The sequence below is a fragment of the Variovorax jilinensis genome, from assembly GCF_030316885.1.
Classification (GTDB): Bacteria; Pseudomonadota; Gammaproteobacteria; order Burkholderiales; family Burkholderiaceae_C; genus Variovorax; species Variovorax jilinensis.
In genome coordinates this window covers 905,827-922,468 of sequence record NZ_JASZYQ010000001.1, presented here as the reverse complement: position 1 = coordinate 922,468, position 16,642 = coordinate 905,827, and the positions used below count along the sequence as shown (strand labels likewise).

The 16,642-nt window shown below is 69.2% G+C and carries 17 protein-coding genes and 1 pseudogene; 15 read left to right on the top strand and 3 right to left on the bottom strand.

The window, feature by feature from the left end; translation table 11 throughout:
• Window positions 1-2 precede the first annotated feature (2 nt).
• The 3 genes and pseudogenes from QTH87_RS04455 (at window position 3) to QTH87_RS04445 (ending at window position 1,242) form a co-directional block, all read left to right on the top strand.
• On the top strand, window positions 3-917 hold the full coding sequence (locus QTH87_RS04455; protein ID WP_286607221.1) for an NAD(P)-dependent oxidoreductase: 915 nt from the start codon (window positions 3-5) through the stop codon (window positions 915-917).
• A pseudogene (locus tag QTH87_RS04450) lies at window positions 914-1,054 on the top strand (hypothetical protein); the annotation flags it as partial. The gene QTH87_RS04455 and the pseudogene QTH87_RS04450, both read left to right, overlap by 4 nt.
• A gap of 47 nt (window positions 1,055-1,101) precedes the next feature.
• Window positions 1,102-1,242 (top strand): hypothetical protein, encoded by a 141-nt coding sequence (locus QTH87_RS04445; protein WP_286608063.1) that lies wholly within the window; start codon window positions 1,102-1,104, stop codon window positions 1,240-1,242.
• Between the two features lie 34 nt (window positions 1,243-1,276).
• On the opposite strand, the gene QTH87_RS04440 is transcribed toward QTH87_RS04445, so the two are convergent.
• Entirely contained in the window at window positions 1,277-2,197 is a 921-nt protein-coding gene (locus QTH87_RS04440; protein ID WP_286607219.1) for a 1-acyl-sn-glycerol-3-phosphate acyltransferase, read from the bottom strand.
• Window positions 2,194-3,297, bottom strand: a complete 1,104-nt coding sequence (locus tag QTH87_RS04435; RefSeq protein WP_286607218.1) for an AraC family transcriptional regulator — start codon at window positions 3,295-3,297, stop codon at window positions 2,194-2,196. The genes QTH87_RS04440 and QTH87_RS04435 overlap by 4 nt, the downstream gene beginning before the upstream one ends.
• A gap of 128 nt (window positions 3,298-3,425) precedes the next feature.
• Between QTH87_RS04435 and QTH87_RS04430 the strand changes: the two genes are divergently transcribed.
• Both QTH87_RS04430 and QTH87_RS04425 read left to right on the top strand, forming a co-directional pair.
• Complete coding sequence (locus tag QTH87_RS04430) at window positions 3,426-5,315, top strand: sensor histidine kinase (RefSeq protein ID WP_286607215.1); 1,890 nt, start codon at window positions 3,426-3,428, stop codon at window positions 5,313-5,315.
• On the top strand, window positions 5,312-5,926 hold the full coding sequence (locus QTH87_RS04425; RefSeq protein ID WP_286607214.1) for a response regulator transcription factor: 615 nt from the start codon (window positions 5,312-5,314) through the stop codon (window positions 5,924-5,926). Before QTH87_RS04430 ends, QTH87_RS04425 begins: the two co-directional genes overlap by 4 nt.
• On the opposite strand, the gene QTH87_RS04420 is transcribed toward QTH87_RS04425, so the two are convergent.
• Entirely contained in the window at window positions 5,923-7,386 is a 1,464-nt protein-coding gene (locus QTH87_RS04420) for a patatin-like phospholipase family protein (protein ID WP_286607213.1), read from the bottom strand. The two genes, QTH87_RS04425 and QTH87_RS04420, sit on opposite strands and share 4 nt — an antisense overlap.
• Window positions 7,387-7,575: 189 nt before the next feature.
• On the opposite strand from QTH87_RS04420, the gene QTH87_RS04415 reads away from it, so the two are divergent.
• The 10 genes from QTH87_RS04415 to QTH87_RS04370 all read left to right on the top strand — a co-directional run bounded on the left by QTH87_RS04415 (window position 7,576) and on the right by QTH87_RS04370 (window position 16,614).
• Window positions 7,576-8,433, top strand: a complete 858-nt coding sequence (locus QTH87_RS04415) for a DUF2092 domain-containing protein (RefSeq protein ID WP_286607212.1) — start codon at window positions 7,576-7,578, stop codon at window positions 8,431-8,433.
• 29 nt (window positions 8,434-8,462) lie between these two features.
• A complete protein-coding gene (locus QTH87_RS04410; RefSeq protein WP_286607210.1) occupies window positions 8,463-9,059 on the top strand; it encodes a hypothetical protein in 597 nt (198 codons plus the stop codon).
• A gap of 38 nt (window positions 9,060-9,097) precedes the next feature.
• Window positions 9,098-9,898: a DUF3313 domain-containing protein gene (locus QTH87_RS04405; protein ID WP_286607209.1), complete on the top strand. Its 801-nt coding sequence runs from the start codon at window positions 9,098-9,100 to the stop codon at window positions 9,896-9,898.
• Entirely contained in the window at window positions 9,895-10,659 is a 765-nt protein-coding gene (locus QTH87_RS04400) for a YfaZ family protein (RefSeq protein ID WP_286607207.1), read from the top strand. The genes QTH87_RS04405 and QTH87_RS04400 overlap by 4 nt, the downstream gene beginning before the upstream one ends.
• An 8-nt stretch (window positions 10,660-10,667) precedes the next feature.
• Complete coding sequence (locus tag QTH87_RS04395; RefSeq protein ID WP_286607205.1) at window positions 10,668-11,651, top strand: formylglycine-generating enzyme family protein; 984 nt, start codon at window positions 10,668-10,670, stop codon at window positions 11,649-11,651.
• Window positions 11,648-12,037 (top strand): hypothetical protein, encoded by a 390-nt coding sequence (locus tag QTH87_RS04390; protein WP_286607203.1) that lies wholly within the window; start codon window positions 11,648-11,650, stop codon window positions 12,035-12,037. Before QTH87_RS04395 ends, QTH87_RS04390 begins: the two co-directional genes overlap by 4 nt.
• Before the next feature lie 122 nt (window positions 12,038-12,159).
• Complete coding sequence (locus QTH87_RS04385) at window positions 12,160-13,221, top strand: HAD family hydrolase (RefSeq protein ID WP_286607201.1); 1,062 nt, start codon at window positions 12,160-12,162, stop codon at window positions 13,219-13,221.
• 35 nt (window positions 13,222-13,256) lie between these two features.
• On the top strand, window positions 13,257-13,643 hold the full coding sequence (locus tag QTH87_RS04380; protein ID WP_286607199.1) for a response regulator transcription factor: 387 nt from the start codon (window positions 13,257-13,259) through the stop codon (window positions 13,641-13,643).
• 68 nt (window positions 13,644-13,711) lie between these two features.
• Window positions 13,712-16,177 carry an arylsulfatase gene (locus QTH87_RS04375; protein WP_286607197.1) on the top strand — a complete coding sequence of 822 codons (2,466 nt, stop codon included), beginning with the start codon at window positions 13,712-13,714 and terminating at the stop codon, window positions 16,175-16,177.
• Window positions 16,177-16,614, top strand: coding sequence for a hypothetical protein (locus QTH87_RS04370; protein ID WP_286607196.1), 438 nt, complete (start codon window positions 16,177-16,179; stop codon window positions 16,612-16,614). The genes QTH87_RS04375 and QTH87_RS04370 overlap by 1 nt, the downstream gene beginning before the upstream one ends.
• The last annotated feature ends 28 nt before the right edge of the window (window positions 16,615-16,642 follow it).

The following is a 16,642-nucleotide window of genomic DNA, read 5'->3' as shown; positions in this document are numbered from 1 at the left end:
AGATGAGCACGTCTTCCCTACCCAGGCTCGGCTTCATCGGTCTCGGCGTGATGGGCGGCCCGATGGCCGGCCATCTCGAGAAGGCCGGCTACGCGGTGTCCGTGTTCGACGCCCTGGCCAGTACTTCGCAGGCGCTTGCCGACGCACAAGCCGACATCACGGCGCGACCGACACCGGCGGAGGTCGCCCGCCACAGCGACATCGTCGTGACCATGCTCCCGAACGGGCGCGTGGTGCGCGACGTGGTGTTCGACGACGACGGCCTGCTGGCCGGCTGGAAGGCCGGCGCGCTGCTGCTGGACACATCGTCGGCCGAGCCGTGGATCACGCGCGAGACGGCCGCGCGCCTGGAGGAACGCGGCATCGCGATGGTCGACGCCCCGGTCTCCGGCGCGGCCTGGGGGGCCCAGGCGGCGGAACTAGTCTTCATGGTCGGAGGGGACCAGGCCGCGGTCGAGCGCGTGCGTCCGCTGCTCGACGCCATGGGCCGCGCCACCTTCCATCTGGGTCCGCTCGGCGCGGGTCACACGATGAAGTGCCTGAACAACCTGGTCACCGCGATCACGCTCACCGCCACGGCCGAAGGCCTGGCGATCGGCACGCGCGCCGGTCTCGATCCGGCCGTGATGACCGAGGTCATGAACGAGAGCACCGCCGGTTCGTGGATCACGCGCACCCACATCCACCAGCGGGTGCTGAACCGCAGCTTCGACGATCCCTTCAAGCTCGAACTGATGCTCAAGGACATGGGCATCGCGGTCGACCTGGCACGCCAGCAGGGCATGCCGGCGCCGATCAGCAGCGCCGGTCAGCAGCTCTGGCAGGCCGCCAGCCTGGCGCGCGGTCCGGGCGTCAGCGTGAGCGAGCTGGTCCGGTGGGTGGAGACGCAGATGCAGGTGGAGATCCGCAGCCAATGAAAACATTCACCAACACCCTCGACGGCCGCGCCGTCGCATCGGCCACGAGCTTCGAGTCGAAGAATCCGTCGACCGGCGAAACGATCGGGCTGGTGCCGCATTCCGAGCCGGCCCAGATCGCCGAAGCGGTGGCCGCCGCCCGGTCGGCGCAGCCGGCCTGGGCCGCCCTGCCCGATGAAAAGCGGTGCGCCTACACACCCAGCTCGGCGCGATCCATCCGATGGTGCCTTTCGGCGGCGTCAAGCGCTCGGGCTGGGGCGTGGAGTTCGGCACCGAAGGCCTGAAGGCGGTCACGCAGGCGCAGGTCATCAGCATCCCGAAGTGAGCTGCCGCGCCTTCGTGGCGCTTGCCCTCGCCGGCTACGCCCGGTTGGGCAGGTCCCGGATCGCCGGACGCGTGGCCGACGACGCATGCGCTGCCGGCATCGCACCATCCGCAAGGATCAGTTCGCGCATCCGCGCCGTGACGGCTGCAGCGAGCGCATCTTCCGCCGCGAGTTCCGGGGGCCTTCCGAACGCGACCCTGGCCACCAGCCGGCGATAGCGCGGCAGGGCCACCTGCAAGGCGGCGGCGAGCTTCTCCCTGTCGCGTGCGGTGCGGCGCAGCAGGGTCGCCGGATGCCGCTGTGCCTCCGGCGAAATGACGTGGCTCACCAGTGCGGGCACGAAGCGCGTCCCGGGAACGAGCCGCGCGAACAAGGCATAGCTGTCGGACCAGTTCCGCAGCGAATCCGTTGCCCGCCGTGCGCCGAAGGTCGCCGGATCGGGTTCGATCTCGCCGGCCGGAAAGGTCAGCAGCGCACCGCCGTCCTTCAGATGCCTGGCGGCGGCCCGCATCGCGGCCATGCGCCCGCCGCCCTCGTCGGGCAGGAAGATCAGCCGCTGCGCCACATGGGGCAAGGCACGAAGGAACGGGCGGTCCGAGGCGATCACCCGCAATTCGGGGCGCGAGGCAAGGCTGGTGAAGAGCGCGACCGTGTCCACCATTCCGGGATGGTTGGCGAGCACCACGACCGGCCCTTCGGCCGGGACGTGCTCCGCGCCCGAGGTGACGATGCCGCCCGTCATCCGGCTCACCAGCCAGGCGCTGCCGGGCGCGAGGCCCTCGGCACCGACGCGCAGATCGAACTCGTGCGCCGCGAGGGCGAAGCGGCGGGCCGCGGGCCGGAACAGCCGGCGCAGGGGCGTGTGGCGCAGCCGCAGCAGCCCGGCCGAATCCAGCAGGTCTGCCAGGCTGATCTCGGTCAGTGCATCGAGCGACGGTGAGGCGATCGGGCTCATCGGATGCGGTGTCCTTGAGCTCGCGAAGCCGCCGCCGGGGAAGCCGCGGCCGCCTGGGCCCGCCATGCCGCGGGCGTGGTGTCGGTCCAGCGCCGGAATGCGCGGTTGAACGCGCTCGCATCCGCGTAGTCGAGCGCGGCCGCCACGCCGGCCGTCGTCAGGTCGGTGTCGAGCAGGAGCTGGCGTGCAAACTCGTAGCGCACATCCTCGAGCAGCACGCGCATGCTGGTGCCCTGCTCGGCCAGCCTGCGGTGCAGCGTGCGCCGCGGCATCGAGAGCCGGTCGCACAGCAGGCTTTCGCTCGCTCGCCCCTCGGCCACCATGCGGCGCAGCGTGGCCGTGATGTGGTGCACCAGCGCGTGGGGCGCCACGCTTTCTTGCGCGAGGATCTCGCGCTGCAGATGGCGATGGCGTTCGGCGTCCGATGCCAGCGGCGGCTGCGCGAGCCAGCGGCGCTCGAAACGCAGCTCGGTGCGGTCGGCGTCGAACACCAGGCGACATCCGAACAGCCTGCGGTAGGGGCCGATGTCCTTGGGCCGGCCGTGCGCGAAGCTCACCTCGACCGGCGACCAGCGCGGACCGCAGAGTGCCCGCAGGATGTTGAACTCGAATGCGGCCACGAGGTCGTAGGCCTGCGCGGTGCCCGGCATGTCGCGCAGGTAGATCGCATAGCCGAAGGTGGCGTGCAGCCCCTCGATCGCATGCGTGGGCACGCCGCCGCGGGTCTGCAGATGCAGATGCGCGATCAGGCTGTGCAGCGCCGCTTCGACGGTGCGCGAACGCTGGATCAGTTCGCCGAGCTGGCCGAGCGAACCGGGATGCGCGTGCTGCCCCGCCAGCAGGCCGAAGTGAGGACAGCCGGTGGCTTCCGCCGCGCGCAGCAGCAGCCGTCCGCCGGCGCGATAGCTGATGCGGTTGTCGGGACGATCGAAGGTCGCGGCAGCCAGTCCGGTCTCGGCGAGCAGCTGCGCCAGGTCGACACCTCTTTCGCGCAGCACCTCGGGCACGCCCGCGAGGGCCGCGATCCGCACGCTGCCCTGGTCGTCGCTCGACGCGCCCGCGACAGGCGGGAGCCAAGCGCTCGGGACCGATCCGGCCATCGGGAGTCGCCCTTCGAAATACGCCGTATGCTGGTGTGCGTGGCCCAATATGTCAAGCCGACCTGAGTCGGAATGTATTAACGTTCGCGCGCCACCAACGAAAGCGCCATGCCGAAGCCGGAGAGTTCTTGAAGTCGCCGATCGCCCGCTGGGTCCGATTCCCGCTTTTCGTGTTGTGCCTGCTGGCGCTGTCCGGCGGCGGCGCCGTGGCGGCCGACAGCCGCAGCGTGCTCGTGCTGTATTCCAACGGCCGACTGGTGCCCGGCAACGTCTCGGTCGAGGCCGGACTGCGCAGCACGATCGAGAGCAGCGCCGGGCGTCCGGTCGTGGTCTTCACCGAATTCCTCGACAACCCCGAGTTCACGGGCGACGGCTACGAGCGCACGATGACGACCTACCTGCGCGACAAGTACGTCGGCCACCCGCCTTCGGTCATCGTCGCGGTCGCGCGGGAATCGCTGGACTTCGTGCTGCGCCATCGCGACGAGCTGTTTCCCGGCGTGCCGGTGGTCCACGCGGCGGTGTTCAACTCGTTTCCGAAGCCCGTAGGGCCGCTGCCCGCCGACGTCGTCGGCGTGCCGGTCGGCTACGAGATCGCGGGCACCATCGACCAGGCGCTGCGATGGCATCCGAAGACCGACCGGATGGTGTTCGTGACCGGCAGCACGCCGCGAGACCTCGAGTGGGAGAGACTGTTTCGCTCCACGGCCACGGCCTTGCCGCCGCAGGTCAAGGTCGAGTTCCTCGCGGGCCTGCCGATCGATGCGCTGAGCCAGCGCCTGGCCGAGCTCGACGCTCGCACGCTGGTCTTCACGGCGGGCTTCTACCAGAGCGGCGACGCGCTGCGCTTCACGCCGCGCGACGCGGCCGCGCTGGTCGCGCAGAAATCGGCCGTTCCGGTGTATGGCACCTTCAGCTCCTTCCTCGGCACGGGGGTGGTCGGCGGCGTCGTGCCCCGCTTCGAAGCGATGGGCCGGCAGGCCGGGGACATCGTCAATGCCCTGCTCGACGGCACCGTACCGTCATCGCTCGAACTGCCCGAGCGCACGCGCAACACCCTGAGCGTCGACCAGCGGCAGACCCGGCGCTGGGGCATCGCCGACCGCGACATCCCGGCCGACGCATACGTGGAGTTCAGGCAGCCCACGTTCTGGGAGGTCTATCGCACCGCAGCGCTGATCGGCGGCGGCGTGATCCTGCTCCAGAGCGCGCTGATCGCCGCGCTGATGCTCGAGCACCGGCGCCGCCTCAAGGCCGAGGGCACGCTGGTGCAGCGCGGCAGCGAACTCGCGCACGCCTCGCGGCTCGCGATCGCGGGCGAGCTGACCGCATCGATCGCGCACGAGATCAACCAGCCCCTGGCGGCGATCCTGGCCAACACCGAAGCGGCCGAGCTCATGATGAAGTCGGGCATGCAGAAGCCCGAGGTCATCGGCAACATCCTCGCCGACATACGCCGCGACGACCTGCGCGCGAGCGACGTCATCGCGCGGCTGCGCTCGCTGCTTGCCAGGCATGCGGTCGCGCGCCAGCCGATCGAGCTCAACGAGGCGATCGCGCAGGGTTGCGCACTGCTCGACGCCGAGGCACGCCGGCGCGCGATCGAGCTCGCGGTGCGGCCCGGCCCGAGTCCGCTGCCGATAGTCGGCGACCAGATCCAGATCCAGCAGGTCCTGATCAATCTGGTGCTCAACGCCATGGATGCGGTGGGCGAGCTGCCCGAGAGCCGGCGCACGATCGTGGTCTCGACCGACCGCCACCCGGACCACGTCACGCTGAGCGTGAGCGACCGCGGCCACGGCATCGCGCCCGAGCACCTGCCCCGCCTGTTCGATTCCTTCTTCAGTACCAAGAGCCGGGGCATGGGGCTCGGCCTGTCGATCTCGCGCTCGATCGTGGAGGCGCACGCGGGTCGCCTGCGCGTCGAGAGCACGCCCGGCAAGGGCACCGTCTTCCACGTCGATCTGCCCTCGCTCCGGCCCGACGGCACGGCACCGAAGGAATACCGATGGACATGAAGCCGCTGATCCACGTCGTCGACGACGACCATTCGCTGCGCGTGGCGCTGACCCGGCTGCTCGACGCCACGGGCCACGAGACGCGAGGCTACGCCGACACCGGCGAGTTCCTGCTGCATCCGCTGCCCGACCGGCCCGGCTGCCTGCTGCTCGACGTCAACCTGCCCGGCCCTTCGGGCCTCGAGCTGCAGGAGGTGCTGCAGCAGCACGGTTGCCTGCTGCCGGTGGTGTTCCTGAGCGGCCGCTCCGACATCCCCTCCAGCGTGCGGGCGATGAAGGCCGGCGCAGTCGACTTCCTGCAGAAGCCGGTGCAGAGCGAGGCGCTGATCGCGGCCATCGAGCGGGCCCTCGCGCGCGACGCCACGTCGCGGGCTGCGCGCGAGGAGCAGCGGCGGCTCAAGGCGCTGTTCGCCACGCTGACGCCACGCGAGCGCGACGTTTTCGACCGCATCGTCGCGGGCAAGCTCAACAAGCAGATCGCCGACGAGCTCGACACCAGCGAGCGCACCGTGAAGACGCAGCGCTCGCAGCTCATGCAGAAGCTCGGCGCCGATTCCGCGGCCGAACTCGGCCGGCTCGACGAGCGGCTGCGCCAGGCCGCCTCGGACTAGGGTGCGTGCGGCACCAGCGTGCTGCCTGCGTCCTTCAGCAGCCGCGCGAACTCGGGCGACTCGAGGATCAGCGTCGAGGCGGCCGCGCGCAGCCGGTCGACCGCCTCGTCGGGCAGGTGAAGGCTGGTCGGCTGGCTGTTGAGGTAGCTGCGTTCGGCGCGGTCCTTCAGCGCGGCGAAGGACACGTCGATCGCATAGATCTCGGCATCGGGCATGCGCATGAGCTCGGCGATCGCGGGGTCCTTGTTGGCGGCCATGGCGGTCGACTCGCGGATACGCTTCATCGTCTGCCAGCGCGCCGCGGTGTCGCGCAGCAGCTCGACCGCCTCATACGAGTTGTGGTCGATCGGCACGCCGCTCGCCTTCAGCAGGATCTCGACGCTGCCGGGCGGCGTCGCCGACCGGTCCCAGTTCGTGGGCGGCGTCGACAGCGAGTTGACGATGAAGACCACCACGCGCCGCACATGATCGAGCGGGGTCGGCATGCCGGCCTCGTGCAGGGCCTCGAGCAGCTCCAGCGCGTCGAGCACGCCGCGCATGCCGACGTTGTCGGAGACACCGCCGTCCACCAGGTGCACGAAGGGCCGCTCGGCGCCATCGCCGAGCGCTGCCATCGAGTCGATCGAGCGGATCGCACGTGCGGCCGGCCGTGGCGGCGCCACCTCGCCGTTGAAGGTCCTGGCCCAAGGCGGCAGGCGGTAGCCGCAGGTGCCGCCGTAGTTGTTCAGCGTGACCGGCGACAGCACGACCGGCACTGCCGACGATGCCGCCGCGGCGCGCGACAGCGACACCGCGCCGAGGTCCGAGCACATTACGTCGAACACGCCCTGCTGGAACACCAGCCGCGCGCCGGTCGAGATGTCGGTGGCCGAGGCCAGAACCAGCGGACCCTTGCCGCGAGCCAGATCGCCGAAGGTGGCGCCCTTGAAGAGGATCTCGTCGTACAGCTGGGCCGCGAGCTCCGAGCGCCCCCAGCCGGTCGAGCCCAGATCGACCCAGTAGTCGGGCTTGAAGGCGCGCGCGATCAGGTCGCCCTGCACATCGCGCTTGAGGAAGCGCTGCACGTAGTCGTCGAACAGCCGATCGCCGTACAGGCCATAGGCCAGCGCCGTGAAGCTGCCGCCGGACACGCCCGTGATGATGTCGACCTGGTCGATCAGCCGGCCCTTCTGCCCGCGCGGGCCGACCACCTCGGTGCGGCGCAGGAACTCCAGCACGCCGTACGAGAAGGCGGCGGCGCGCGTGCCGCCGCCCGAGAAGGCGAGGATGACGAGGTTTTCCTTCTCGCGCTCGGGGGCCGGTCGGGTCTCGAATCGATAGCCGCGTTGCGGGTCGGCCTGGGCCAGCGGCGGATTGACCGGCCGCGATGCGCAGCCGGCCAGCAACAGGCCCGCGCAGGCGGCGAGGCAGGTGCCCGCCCAGGCGCGCGGACGACTGCGCGGCTTCGTCGACTCGGTCATGGTGCCATCCAGGGCAGCTTTCTCGGGTCGGCCCACTCTAACCGCGGCCGGCCGCCGCGGCACTTCCCCTTCGGGCAATCGAGTTGCCCCTGCACCCGATTCACGTTCCGCACCGCGGTGCGGATGATGGTCGCCCGAGGGTGACCGCAGGGCCGCCGGCTTTTCGTTGCTTACTCCAAGGAGCCTCTCATGATCCGGTCCCGTCTCGCTGCCGCGCTGGTGCTCGCCGCAGCCACCCTGTTCGCCGCGGGAGCCGTCGCCCAGAACGCCGCGCCTGCGCAAGCCTCGAAGCCCGCGCGCACGGCCGCCAAGGGCCAGCCCAAGGCACCGCAGCTCGAGGCCCGCGCCTTGGAACTGCTGCGCGCGATGGGCAGCACGCTCACGGGCGCGAAGTCGCTGGCCTTCACGGCCGTCAGCACCTACGAGAGCCCGAGCAGCGTGGGCCCGGCGCTGGCCTATGCCACCACCTCCGAGGTGCTGCTGCAGCGCCCCGACCGGCTGCGCGTCGTGACGCTCGGCGACGGCCCGGCCTCCGAGTTCTACTACGACGGCAAGACCCTCACGGCCTTCGCGCCGGCCGAGAACCTGGTCGCGGTGGCCCCGGCGCCGCCGACCATCGACGCCATGCTCAAGCAGGCCTTCGACGACGCGGCGATCTACTTCCCGTTCGCCGACATCCTGGGCAGCGACCCGTACCGGCTGCTCACCGACGGCCTCGGCAAGGCCTTCTACATCGGCCAGTCGAAGGTGGTCGGCGGCACCACCACCGACATGGTCGCGATCGCGAGCGACCAGCTCTTCATGCAGATCTGGATCGGCGCCGAGGACAAGCTGCCGCGCAAGATGCGCGCGGTGTTCCGCGGCGACCCGCTGCAGCTGCGCCACCAGGTCGAGCTGTCGAACTGGAAGCTCGACCCGGTGATCGCGGCCGAGGCGTTCGCGGCAATGAACGCGGCCAACGCGAAGAAGATCGCCTTCGCGGCGCCCAAACCGGCCGCGCCCGCGCGCAAGGCCGGCAGCAAGCCCGCGGCCGCCAAGGCGAAATAGGCGCACCAGCCCCCCACACGGTGAACACCATGACCCACACCTCGACACGCAAGACCCTGTTGCCGCTGCTGGCCGCGCTGCTGATCGGCGCCGGCTTCCATGGCCAGGCCAACGCCTGGGCCAGCGCGAACCGCTTCGGCGGCCATTCCTCGGGCGGCTGGGGCGGCGCCGAGCACACCAACGCCTGGGGCGGCAGCACATCGCACAGCTGGGACGGCGCCACCAGCCATACCAACATGTACGGCGGCACCACCACGGGCGTGGCCGGCTACGGCGCGGTCCACACCACCGCGGGCGGCTACAGCGCCTACCGCCCCCCGGCCTACGGCTATGCCGGCTACGCGCCTTACCACGCACCGGTGGCGGTGCCCTACTACCACGCGGGCTGCTACGACTGCGCGGGCGCGGTGGCCGCCGGCGCGGTGGTCGGCGTGGCGGCCGGTGCGGCCGTCGCGACCGCCGCCAACCGCGCCGTCTACCCGATGGGTGTGAGCTACGCCACGGTGCCGGCCGGCGCGGTGATGGTCAACCGCTACGGCACCGACTACTACCAGGTCGGCGACAGCTGGTTCCGGCCTTTCTATGGCGCCAACGGCGTCTACTACACGGTCGTCGGTGCACCATGACGAGCGACCGTCGCATCCAGCAACCACGAAGGACCTCGATGAAATTCCGCTTCCAGCGTGCTTCGCTCCCGGCCTGCCTCGCGGCAGCGGCGTTCGCGCTTCTCGCCACCGGCTGCGCCGCACCGGGTTCGGGCAACGCCAACATCACGGCTTCCGAGAACAACGTCGCCAAGGTGTCGAACGTGGGCTTCCTCTCGGACCCGGGCAAGCTGCGTGCGCAGCCCGCCAACGGCGGCTTCCTGTGCTGGCGCCAGGCCGGCGTCGACTGGCGGGTCTACGACAAGGTCATGATCGAGCGCATCAAGGTGTATGTGACGCCCGCCAGCGATCAGAGCCCGATCGATCCGAGCGACCTGAAGGCGCTGATCGACTACTTCCACAGCGCGCTGGTGAAGAACCTGTCGCCCACCGTCAAGATCGTCGATGCGCCCGGCCCCGGCGTGCTGCGCGTGAGGCTCGCCTTGACCTCGCTGGTGCCGACCAACCAGCTGGCCAGCCTGGCGGGCACCGCGGTGCCCTACGGCTTCGTGGCCGAGATGGGTTCGGGCGCGGCCACGGGCCGGCCGCCCGGCTCCACGCCCTACCTGGGCAAGACCGGGCTCGAGGCCCAGTTCCGCGACGGCGCCACCGGCAACGTGCTGGCCGAATGCGCCGACACCCAGATCGGCCTGAAGTACGCGGCCGACCTCAAGGGTGACGCCACCACCGCGGCCGAGGCCTGGATGAACGGCTACGTCAGTTCCTTCACGGCCTGGAGCTACGCCCAGGACGCCTTCAACAAGTGGTCGGCCGCCTTCGCGCGCCGACTGGCCGAACTCAAGACCCAATCACCGCAATGAGCACCCCGAAGCACTTCATGAAGACGCTGGCCGCCTGCGCCACCGCGCTGGCCTGCCTGCCCGCCGCGGCGCAGACGACGCTGGCCTCGACCAACGACTGGCAGTTCGAGTTCGTGCCGTACCTCTGGCTCGCGGGCATCAAGTCGGACCTGAAGCTCGGCCCCTTGCCGGGCAGCACGCTGAGCGTGAGCTCCAAGAACGTCCTCGAGGCGCTGGACTTCGGCGCCATGGGCACGCTCGAGGCGCGCAAGGGCGCCTGGGGCGGCATGCTCGATGTGCAGTACGTCAAGCTGGGCGTCGGCAACCAGTACGCGGGTGGCCTGCTGGGCGGCTACAACGTCAAGTTCGAGCAGACCATCGCGACCCTCGCGGGCTTCTACCGTGTGGTCGAAGGCCCGGCGGTGGCGGTCGACCTGCTGGCCGGTGTTCGCTATGTCGATGCGAAGACGAATGTCCAGATCACGCCGAGGCCGCCCGGCTTCAGCCGCTATCTCGATGAGTCGGGCGGCGCGGCCAACGGCATCGTCGGCGTGCGGGCGATCGTGCCTGTCGGCGACAAGTGGTCGCTGCTGGGCTACCTCGACGTCGGCGAAGGCGGCTCGAGCTCGAGCTGGCAGGCCATCGCCGGCGCGAGCTACCAATACTCGCCCACCACCTCGCTGAAGTTCGGCTACCGCTACCTCGACTACCGGCGCGACGACGCGCTGCTGGAAAAGGTGGCGATGGGTGGCCTGTACTTCGGGGCCGGGTTCAGGTTCTGACACCGCGCATGACGATCGACACTTCCGAAGCGATCGCTGCCGCCCCCGCGGCCGCGCCGCATCCCGGCATGCTGTGGATACCCGGCGGCACCTTCCGCATGGGTTCGGACCACCACTACCCCGAGGAGAAGCCCGCACATCGCGTGACGGTCGACGGCTTCTGGATGGATGCGACCCCGGTCACCAACGCACAGTTCAGGACCTTCGTCGAGGCCACGGGTCACGTCACCTTCTGCGAGATCCCGCCCGACCCCAAGGACTATCCGGGCGCCTTGCCCGAGATGCTCAGGGCCGCGTCCTCGGTCTTCGTGCCGCCGCCCGGACGCGTGAGCCTGCGCGACCACTTCCGCTGGTGGGGCTTCGTCCCCGATGCCCACTGGCGGCAACCGCAGGGCCCGGGCAGCAGCATCGAGGGCAAGGACGATCATCCGGTGGTGCACGTGGCCTGGAGCGACGTGCAAGCCTATGCGCAATGGGCCGGCAAGGACATCCCGACCGAGGCCGAGTGGGAGTTCGCCGCGCGCGGCGGGCTGGAGGGCGCCGAATACGCCTGGGGCGACGAGCTCGCTCCCGGCGGCGTGCACCAGGCCAACACCTGGCAGGGCGAGTTCCCGTGGCAGAACCTGGCCGAGGACGGCTTCAAAGGCACCTCGCCGGTCGGCAGCTACGCGGCCAACGGTTGGGGCCTCTTCGACATGACCGGCAACGTATGGGAATGGACCGGGAGCTGGTATGCGCCGCGCCATCCCGACGAGAAGCCCAAGGCCTGCTGCATTCCCGTGAACCCGCGCGGCGCCGCCAGGGAGCAGAGCTTCGATCCCGGCATGCCGCAGCTGCCGATTCCGCGCAAGGTCATGAAGGGCGGCTCGCACCTGTGCGCACCCAACTACTGCCGCCGCTACCGGCCGGCCGCACGCATGCCGCAGCCGATCGACACCTCGACCTCGCACCTGGGATTTCGTTGCGTGGTCCGCGAGGGGCTGGGCGGATGACGCGCACCCCGCGCGGCCGGCTTGCCACGATCCTCGCGGTGGCCTCGATCATCGAGATCACCACCGGCCTCGCGCTGCTGCTGGTGCCCGCGCTCGTGATCGCCCTGCTGCTTGGCGCCGCATCCGCAGGCGTGACGCTGGCCATTGCAAGGTTGTGCGGCATCGCACTCGCGATGCTCGGCTGGTCCTGCTGGCCGGGCCGCCGCGCCTCGTTCATCGCCTCCAACGGCACGCGTGCCATGCTGGCCTACAACGCCGCGGCGGCGCTGTACCTCGCGTGGCTGGGCTTCGCACACGGGCCAGCCGGGCCGCTGCTGTGGCCTGCGGTCGTGCTGCATGCGGTGCTTGCGGCGCTGCTGATTCACAGCGCGCGCCAGGAGCCCTGAGTCGCCATCGCGCGCGCTTCCCTTTCGGGCAACGGTTCTGCCCTTCGACCCGGTTTCATTGCAGGGGTCCGCGCGCAATGATCTGCACACATCCTCGGCGCAACTCACGACCAGACCAAGCCATGCAAGCGCACGACCGCCATCCCAGCCGCAGTGCCTGCGCCGCAGCACCGATGCGCGCGGTCGTTCGCCGCCGGCTGAGCGGCTGGGCGCTCGGCGCGCTCTTGGTGTTCGTGGCCCCGCTCGCACGGGCCCAGACCGATCCGCTGCCCTCGTGGAACGACGGTGCCGCGAAGCGCGCGATCGTCGCCTTCGTCAAGGAGACGACCGACAAGGCGAGCCCGAAGTTCGTGGCGCCCGAGGCGCGCATCGTCACATTCGACCAGGACGGCACGACCTGGGTCGAGCAGCCCAACTACGCCGAGGCCATGTTCGCCTTCGACCGCGTGGCGATCGAGCTCGACAAGCACCCCCGGCTCAAGCTTGTGGAGCCCTTCAAGACGATCATGTCGGGCAACCAGGCGGCGATCGCGAAGCTGACCAACGAGGACCTTCTCAAGGTCGCGGCCGCGCTCACGCACAGCGGCATGACGGTGGACGAGTTCCGCAAGATCGTTGGCGACTGGCTCGCAAGTGCGAAGCACCCGCGCTTCAAGCGGCCCTACACCGAGCTCGTGTTCCAGCCGATGCTCGAGGTGATGCAGTACATGCGCGCGAATGGCTACAAGACCTATTTCGCCACCGGCGGAGGCCAGGACTTCGTGCGCGAGTACGCCGAGAAGGTCTACGGCATTCCGCCCGAGCAGGTGATCGGCTCGGCCGCCGACACCTCCTTCGGCTACACGAAGGACGGCCGGGCCGTGCTGACCAAGACCCACAAGATGCTCTACGTGGACGACAAGGCCGGCAAGCCGATCGCGATCCACCAGATGATCGGCCGCCGGCCGGTGGCGGCCTTTGGCAATTCGGTCGGCGACCAGCAGATGCTCGAATACGTGCAGGCCGGCGAGGGCGCGCGGCTCATGGTGCTGGTTCATCACGACGACGCAGCGCGCGAGTACGCCTACGGTCCCAGGTCGAAGGTCGGCACCTTCACCGACGCCCTCGGCGCCGAGGCGAAGAAGCGCGACTGGGTGGTGATCAGCATGAAGAACGATTGGAAGCGGATCTTCGCCTGGGAATGAACGAAGCTCCCACGGCCGAAGAACGATCGCCCACCATGCCACTGTCCCTCACCGGTGTGATCCTCGTGGTGGACGACGACGACAGCATGCGCCAGGCGATCCAGCGGCTGCTCAACGCGGCCGGCTTCAAGACCGAGGCCTATGCCTCGGCCGAGGCGCTCCTGGCCGACGGCCGGGCCGCCTTCGCGGCCTGCCTGGTAAGCGACTACAAGCTGCCGGGCATGTCCGGGCTCGACCTTCTGAGCGAGTTGCGCACGCGCGGCTTCAAGCCGCCCACGATCGTCGTCACGGCCCACGATTCCATCGATCTGCGAGAGGAGGCGATGCGCCGCGGCGCCACCGGTTACCTCGCGAAGCCGTTTCGCAGCGCCGACCTGCTCGACGCGATCGAGCGCGCAGTCAAGGGCCGGCCGCCGCCGTGAACCCGATGGCGAGTCATTCCAAAACACCGCTTTTTCCCTGGTCAACTTCAACAATCGATGGAGGTCGAATGAAAAAAGTTCGAATGTTCCCACTGGGCGGCGTGCAGGCCGCGGTGCTCGCCGCGGCGCTGGTCACGGTGCCTGCCGGTGCGCAAGTCATCACCGGCGACCTCGGCCAGCCGAGCGCGACCATGACGATTCCCGGCAATCAGATCCCGGCACCCGAGTTTCCCTTCGGCGGCGTCATCAAGGACACGCTCGCGGGGTCCAAGACCTTCTGGGCGCCGCGCGTCGTGCCGCCCAAGGGGGCGCCCAACGTGCTGCTGATCATGACGGACGACCAGGGCTATGGCGTCAGCGGCACCTTCGGCGGCGTGGTGCCCACACCGGCACTCGACCGCGTGGCCAAGGCCGGCCTGCGCTATACGCAGTTCAACTCCACGGCACTGTGCTCCCCCACGCGGGCCGCGCTGCTCACCGGACGCAACCATCATTCGGTGGGCTTCGGCGTCATCACCGAGCTGTCTACCGGCTTCCCGGGCTACGACTCGATCATCGGCCCCGACAACGCGACCATCGGCGCCCTGCTCAAGGGCAACGGCTATGCCACCTCGTGGTTCGGCAAGAACCACAACACGCCGGACTTCCAGTACAGCAAGGCCGGCCCCTTCGACCAGTGGCCTTCGGGCATGGGCTTCGACTATTTCTACGGCTTCCAGGGCGGCGAGACCGACCAGTGGACCCCGTACCTGTTCCAGAACAACCGGCAGATCTTCCCGTGGATCGGAAAGCAGGGCTACAACCTGATCACCGACATGGCGGACGAGGCGATCAACTACATGCAGAGCGTCAAGGCCGAGGCCCCCGCCTCGCCATGGTTCGTCTACTACGCGCCGGGCGGCACCCATTCGCCACACAACCCCAAGCCTGAATTCGTGGCCCCGTTCAAGGGCAAGTTCGACAAGGGCTGGAATGCCTTGCGCGAGGAAATCTTCGCCAACCAGAAGCGGTTGGGTGTGATACCGGAGAACGCCAAGCTCACCGACTGGCCCGACAGCCTGCCGAAGTGGGAAAGCCTCAGCGCCGACCAGAAGAAGCTGTTCGCGCGCCAGGCCGAGGTGTTCGCGGGCTACGCGGCCTACACCGACTTCGAGATCGGGCGCGTGATCCAGCAGGTCGAGGACATGGGCCAGCTCGACAACACGCTGATCATCTACATCGTCGGCGACAACGGCACCAGCCCCGAGGGCACGTTGAGCGGCACCCCGAACCAGTGGACCTCGTACAACGGCATCCTCGATTTCCCGGTGGCCGAGCAGCTGAAGTTCTACGAGGCCTGGGGGTCGGCCGCGACCTATCCGCACATGGCGGTGGCATGGTCCTGGGCCTTCGACACACCCTTCAAGTGGACCAAGCAGATCGGCTCGCACTTCGGCGGCACGCGCCAGGGCCTCGCCATCTCGTGGCCCAACCGCATCAAGGATGCTGGCGGCATCCGAACGCAGTTCCACCACGTGATCGACATCGTGCCGACCATTCTCGAAGCCACCGGCATCAAGGCCCCCGAGATGGTCAACGGCATCAGGCAGAAGCCGATCGAAGGCACCAGCATGGCCTACACGTGGGACAAGGCCAATGCCAACGTCGCCTCGACGCGCAAGACGCAGTACTTCGAGATGATCGCCAACCGCGGTATCTACAGCGACGGCTGGTACGCCAACACGACGCCGCCGCACGGCCCCTGGATCCTGAATGCACCGCTGCCTCCGATCGCCGACTACAAGTGGGAGCTCTACAACATCAAGGAGGACTACTCGCAGGCCAACGACCTCGCGGCAGCGATGCCGGACAAGCTCAAGGAGATGCAGGCCCTGTTCGTGCAGGAAGCCGCCAAGTACCAGGTGCTGCCGCTGGACAACCGCTCGTTCGCGCGCGCGGTCGAGCCCCGTCCGAGCACGACCGCGGGCCGTTCGGTGTTCACCTACACCGGCATGAACCCCGGCATTCCGGTCGCCAACGCGCCGAACATCCTGGGCAAGTCGTACAACATCACGGCCGACGTCGACATCCCGCAGGGCGGCGGCAAGGGCGTGCTCGCCACGCTGGGTGGTCGATGGGGCGGATGGGGCCTGTACATCGTCGATGGCAAGCCCATCTTCGACTACAACATGCTGATCCTCGCGCACTACCGCTGGGTCGGCCAGGAGGCGCTGTCGCCCGGCAAGCACACGATCGAGTTCGACTACACCTACGACGGCCCCGGCATTGCCAAGGGCGGCAGCGGGGTGCTCAAGGTCGATGGCAAGGTGGTGGCCACCGGCAAGCAGCCCAACTCCATCGCCTTCCTGCAGGTGTCCGACGAGACCTTCGACGTGGGCACCGACCTGTATACCGAGCTGAACGCCAAGGACTACACCCTCCCCTTCGCCTTCAACGGCAAGATCAACAAGCTCGTCGTCACCCTGGGCAAGTCGCAGTTGACGGCCGAGGAGCAGCGCCAGACCGAGCACATGGTCGCCAAGGCCCGCGACTGATGCGCCAGCCATGGACATCGACAGGCCTCGGCCTGCTGCTCGCGGGACTGCTCGCCGGCGCGGGCCCGGCCTTCGCACAGGGCACGGGCTCCGGCACCGGGCCGGCCAAGGCCGGCCTCGAGGCCCTGGTGGGTGCATGGAAGCGCAGCGACGGCAACTACATCATCCTGATCCGAGAGGCCGGCAGGAACGGCGAGCTCACCGCCTCGTACTTCAACCCGAACCCCCTGCCCTTCGCGAAGGCGCAGGCGGTGCAGGAGGGCGGCAGCGTGCGCGCGGCCTTCGAACTGCAGGCCGGCGGATATGGTGGCTCGACCTATGCGCTGCGCTACGACCCCGCGAGCGATCGGCTGGTCGGCGAGTACTACCAGGCCGTCGCGAAGCAGACCTTCGACGTGGTCTTCTCGCGGCAGCGCACCGAGGGTAAGCTGCGCTGAGCGCGCGCCCTCGTCCCATGGATTCCCT

What these genes read in the sequence shown, in the direction of transcription:
- QTH87_RS04400 (WP_286607207.1), top strand. Translation starts at nt 9,895, where the DNA reads ATGAGCACCCCGAAGCACTTCATGAAGACGCTGGCCGCCTGCGCCACC.
- QTH87_RS04390 (WP_286607203.1), top strand. Translation starts at nt 11,648, where the DNA reads ATGACGCGCACCCCGCGCGGCCGGCTTGCCACGATCCTCGCGGTGGCC.
- QTH87_RS04385 (WP_286607201.1), top strand. Translation starts at nt 12,160, where the DNA reads ATGCAAGCGCACGACCGCCATCCCAGCCGCAGTGCCTGCGCCGCAGCA.
- QTH87_RS04375 (WP_286607197.1), top strand. Translation starts at nt 13,712, where the DNA reads ATGAAAAAAGTTCGAATGTTCCCACTGGGCGGCGTGCAGGCCGCGGTG.
- QTH87_RS04435 (WP_286607218.1), bottom strand. Translation starts at nt 3,297, where the DNA reads ATGGCCGGATCGGTCCCGAGCGCTTGGCTCCCGCCTGTCGCGGGCGCG.
- QTH87_RS04420 (WP_286607213.1), bottom strand. Translation starts at nt 7,386, where the DNA reads ATGACCGAGTCGACGAAGCCGCGCAGTCGTCCGCGCGCCTGGGCGGGC.
- QTH87_RS04380 (WP_286607199.1), top strand. Translation starts at nt 13,257, where the DNA reads ATGCCACTGTCCCTCACCGGTGTGATCCTCGTGGTGGACGACGACGAC.
- QTH87_RS04440 (WP_286607219.1), bottom strand. Translation starts at nt 2,197, where the DNA reads ATGAGCCCGATCGCCTCACCGTCGCTCGATGCACTGACCGAGATCAGC.
- QTH87_RS04425 (WP_286607214.1), top strand. Translation starts at nt 5,312, where the DNA reads ATGAAGCCGCTGATCCACGTCGTCGACGACGACCATTCGCTGCGCGTG.
- QTH87_RS04405 (WP_286607209.1), top strand. Translation starts at nt 9,098, where the DNA reads ATGAAATTCCGCTTCCAGCGTGCTTCGCTCCCGGCCTGCCTCGCGGCA.
- QTH87_RS04455 (WP_286607221.1), top strand. Translation starts at nt 3, where the DNA reads ATGAGCACGTCTTCCCTACCCAGGCTCGGCTTCATCGGTCTCGGCGTG.
- QTH87_RS04395 (WP_286607205.1), top strand. Translation starts at nt 10,668, where the DNA reads ATGACGATCGACACTTCCGAAGCGATCGCTGCCGCCCCCGCGGCCGCG.
- QTH87_RS04370 (WP_286607196.1), top strand. Translation starts at nt 16,177, where the DNA reads ATGCGCCAGCCATGGACATCGACAGGCCTCGGCCTGCTGCTCGCGGGA.
- QTH87_RS04415 (WP_286607212.1), top strand. Translation starts at nt 7,576, where the DNA reads ATGATCCGGTCCCGTCTCGCTGCCGCGCTGGTGCTCGCCGCAGCCACC.
- QTH87_RS04410 (WP_286607210.1), top strand. Translation starts at nt 8,463, where the DNA reads ATGACCCACACCTCGACACGCAAGACCCTGTTGCCGCTGCTGGCCGCG.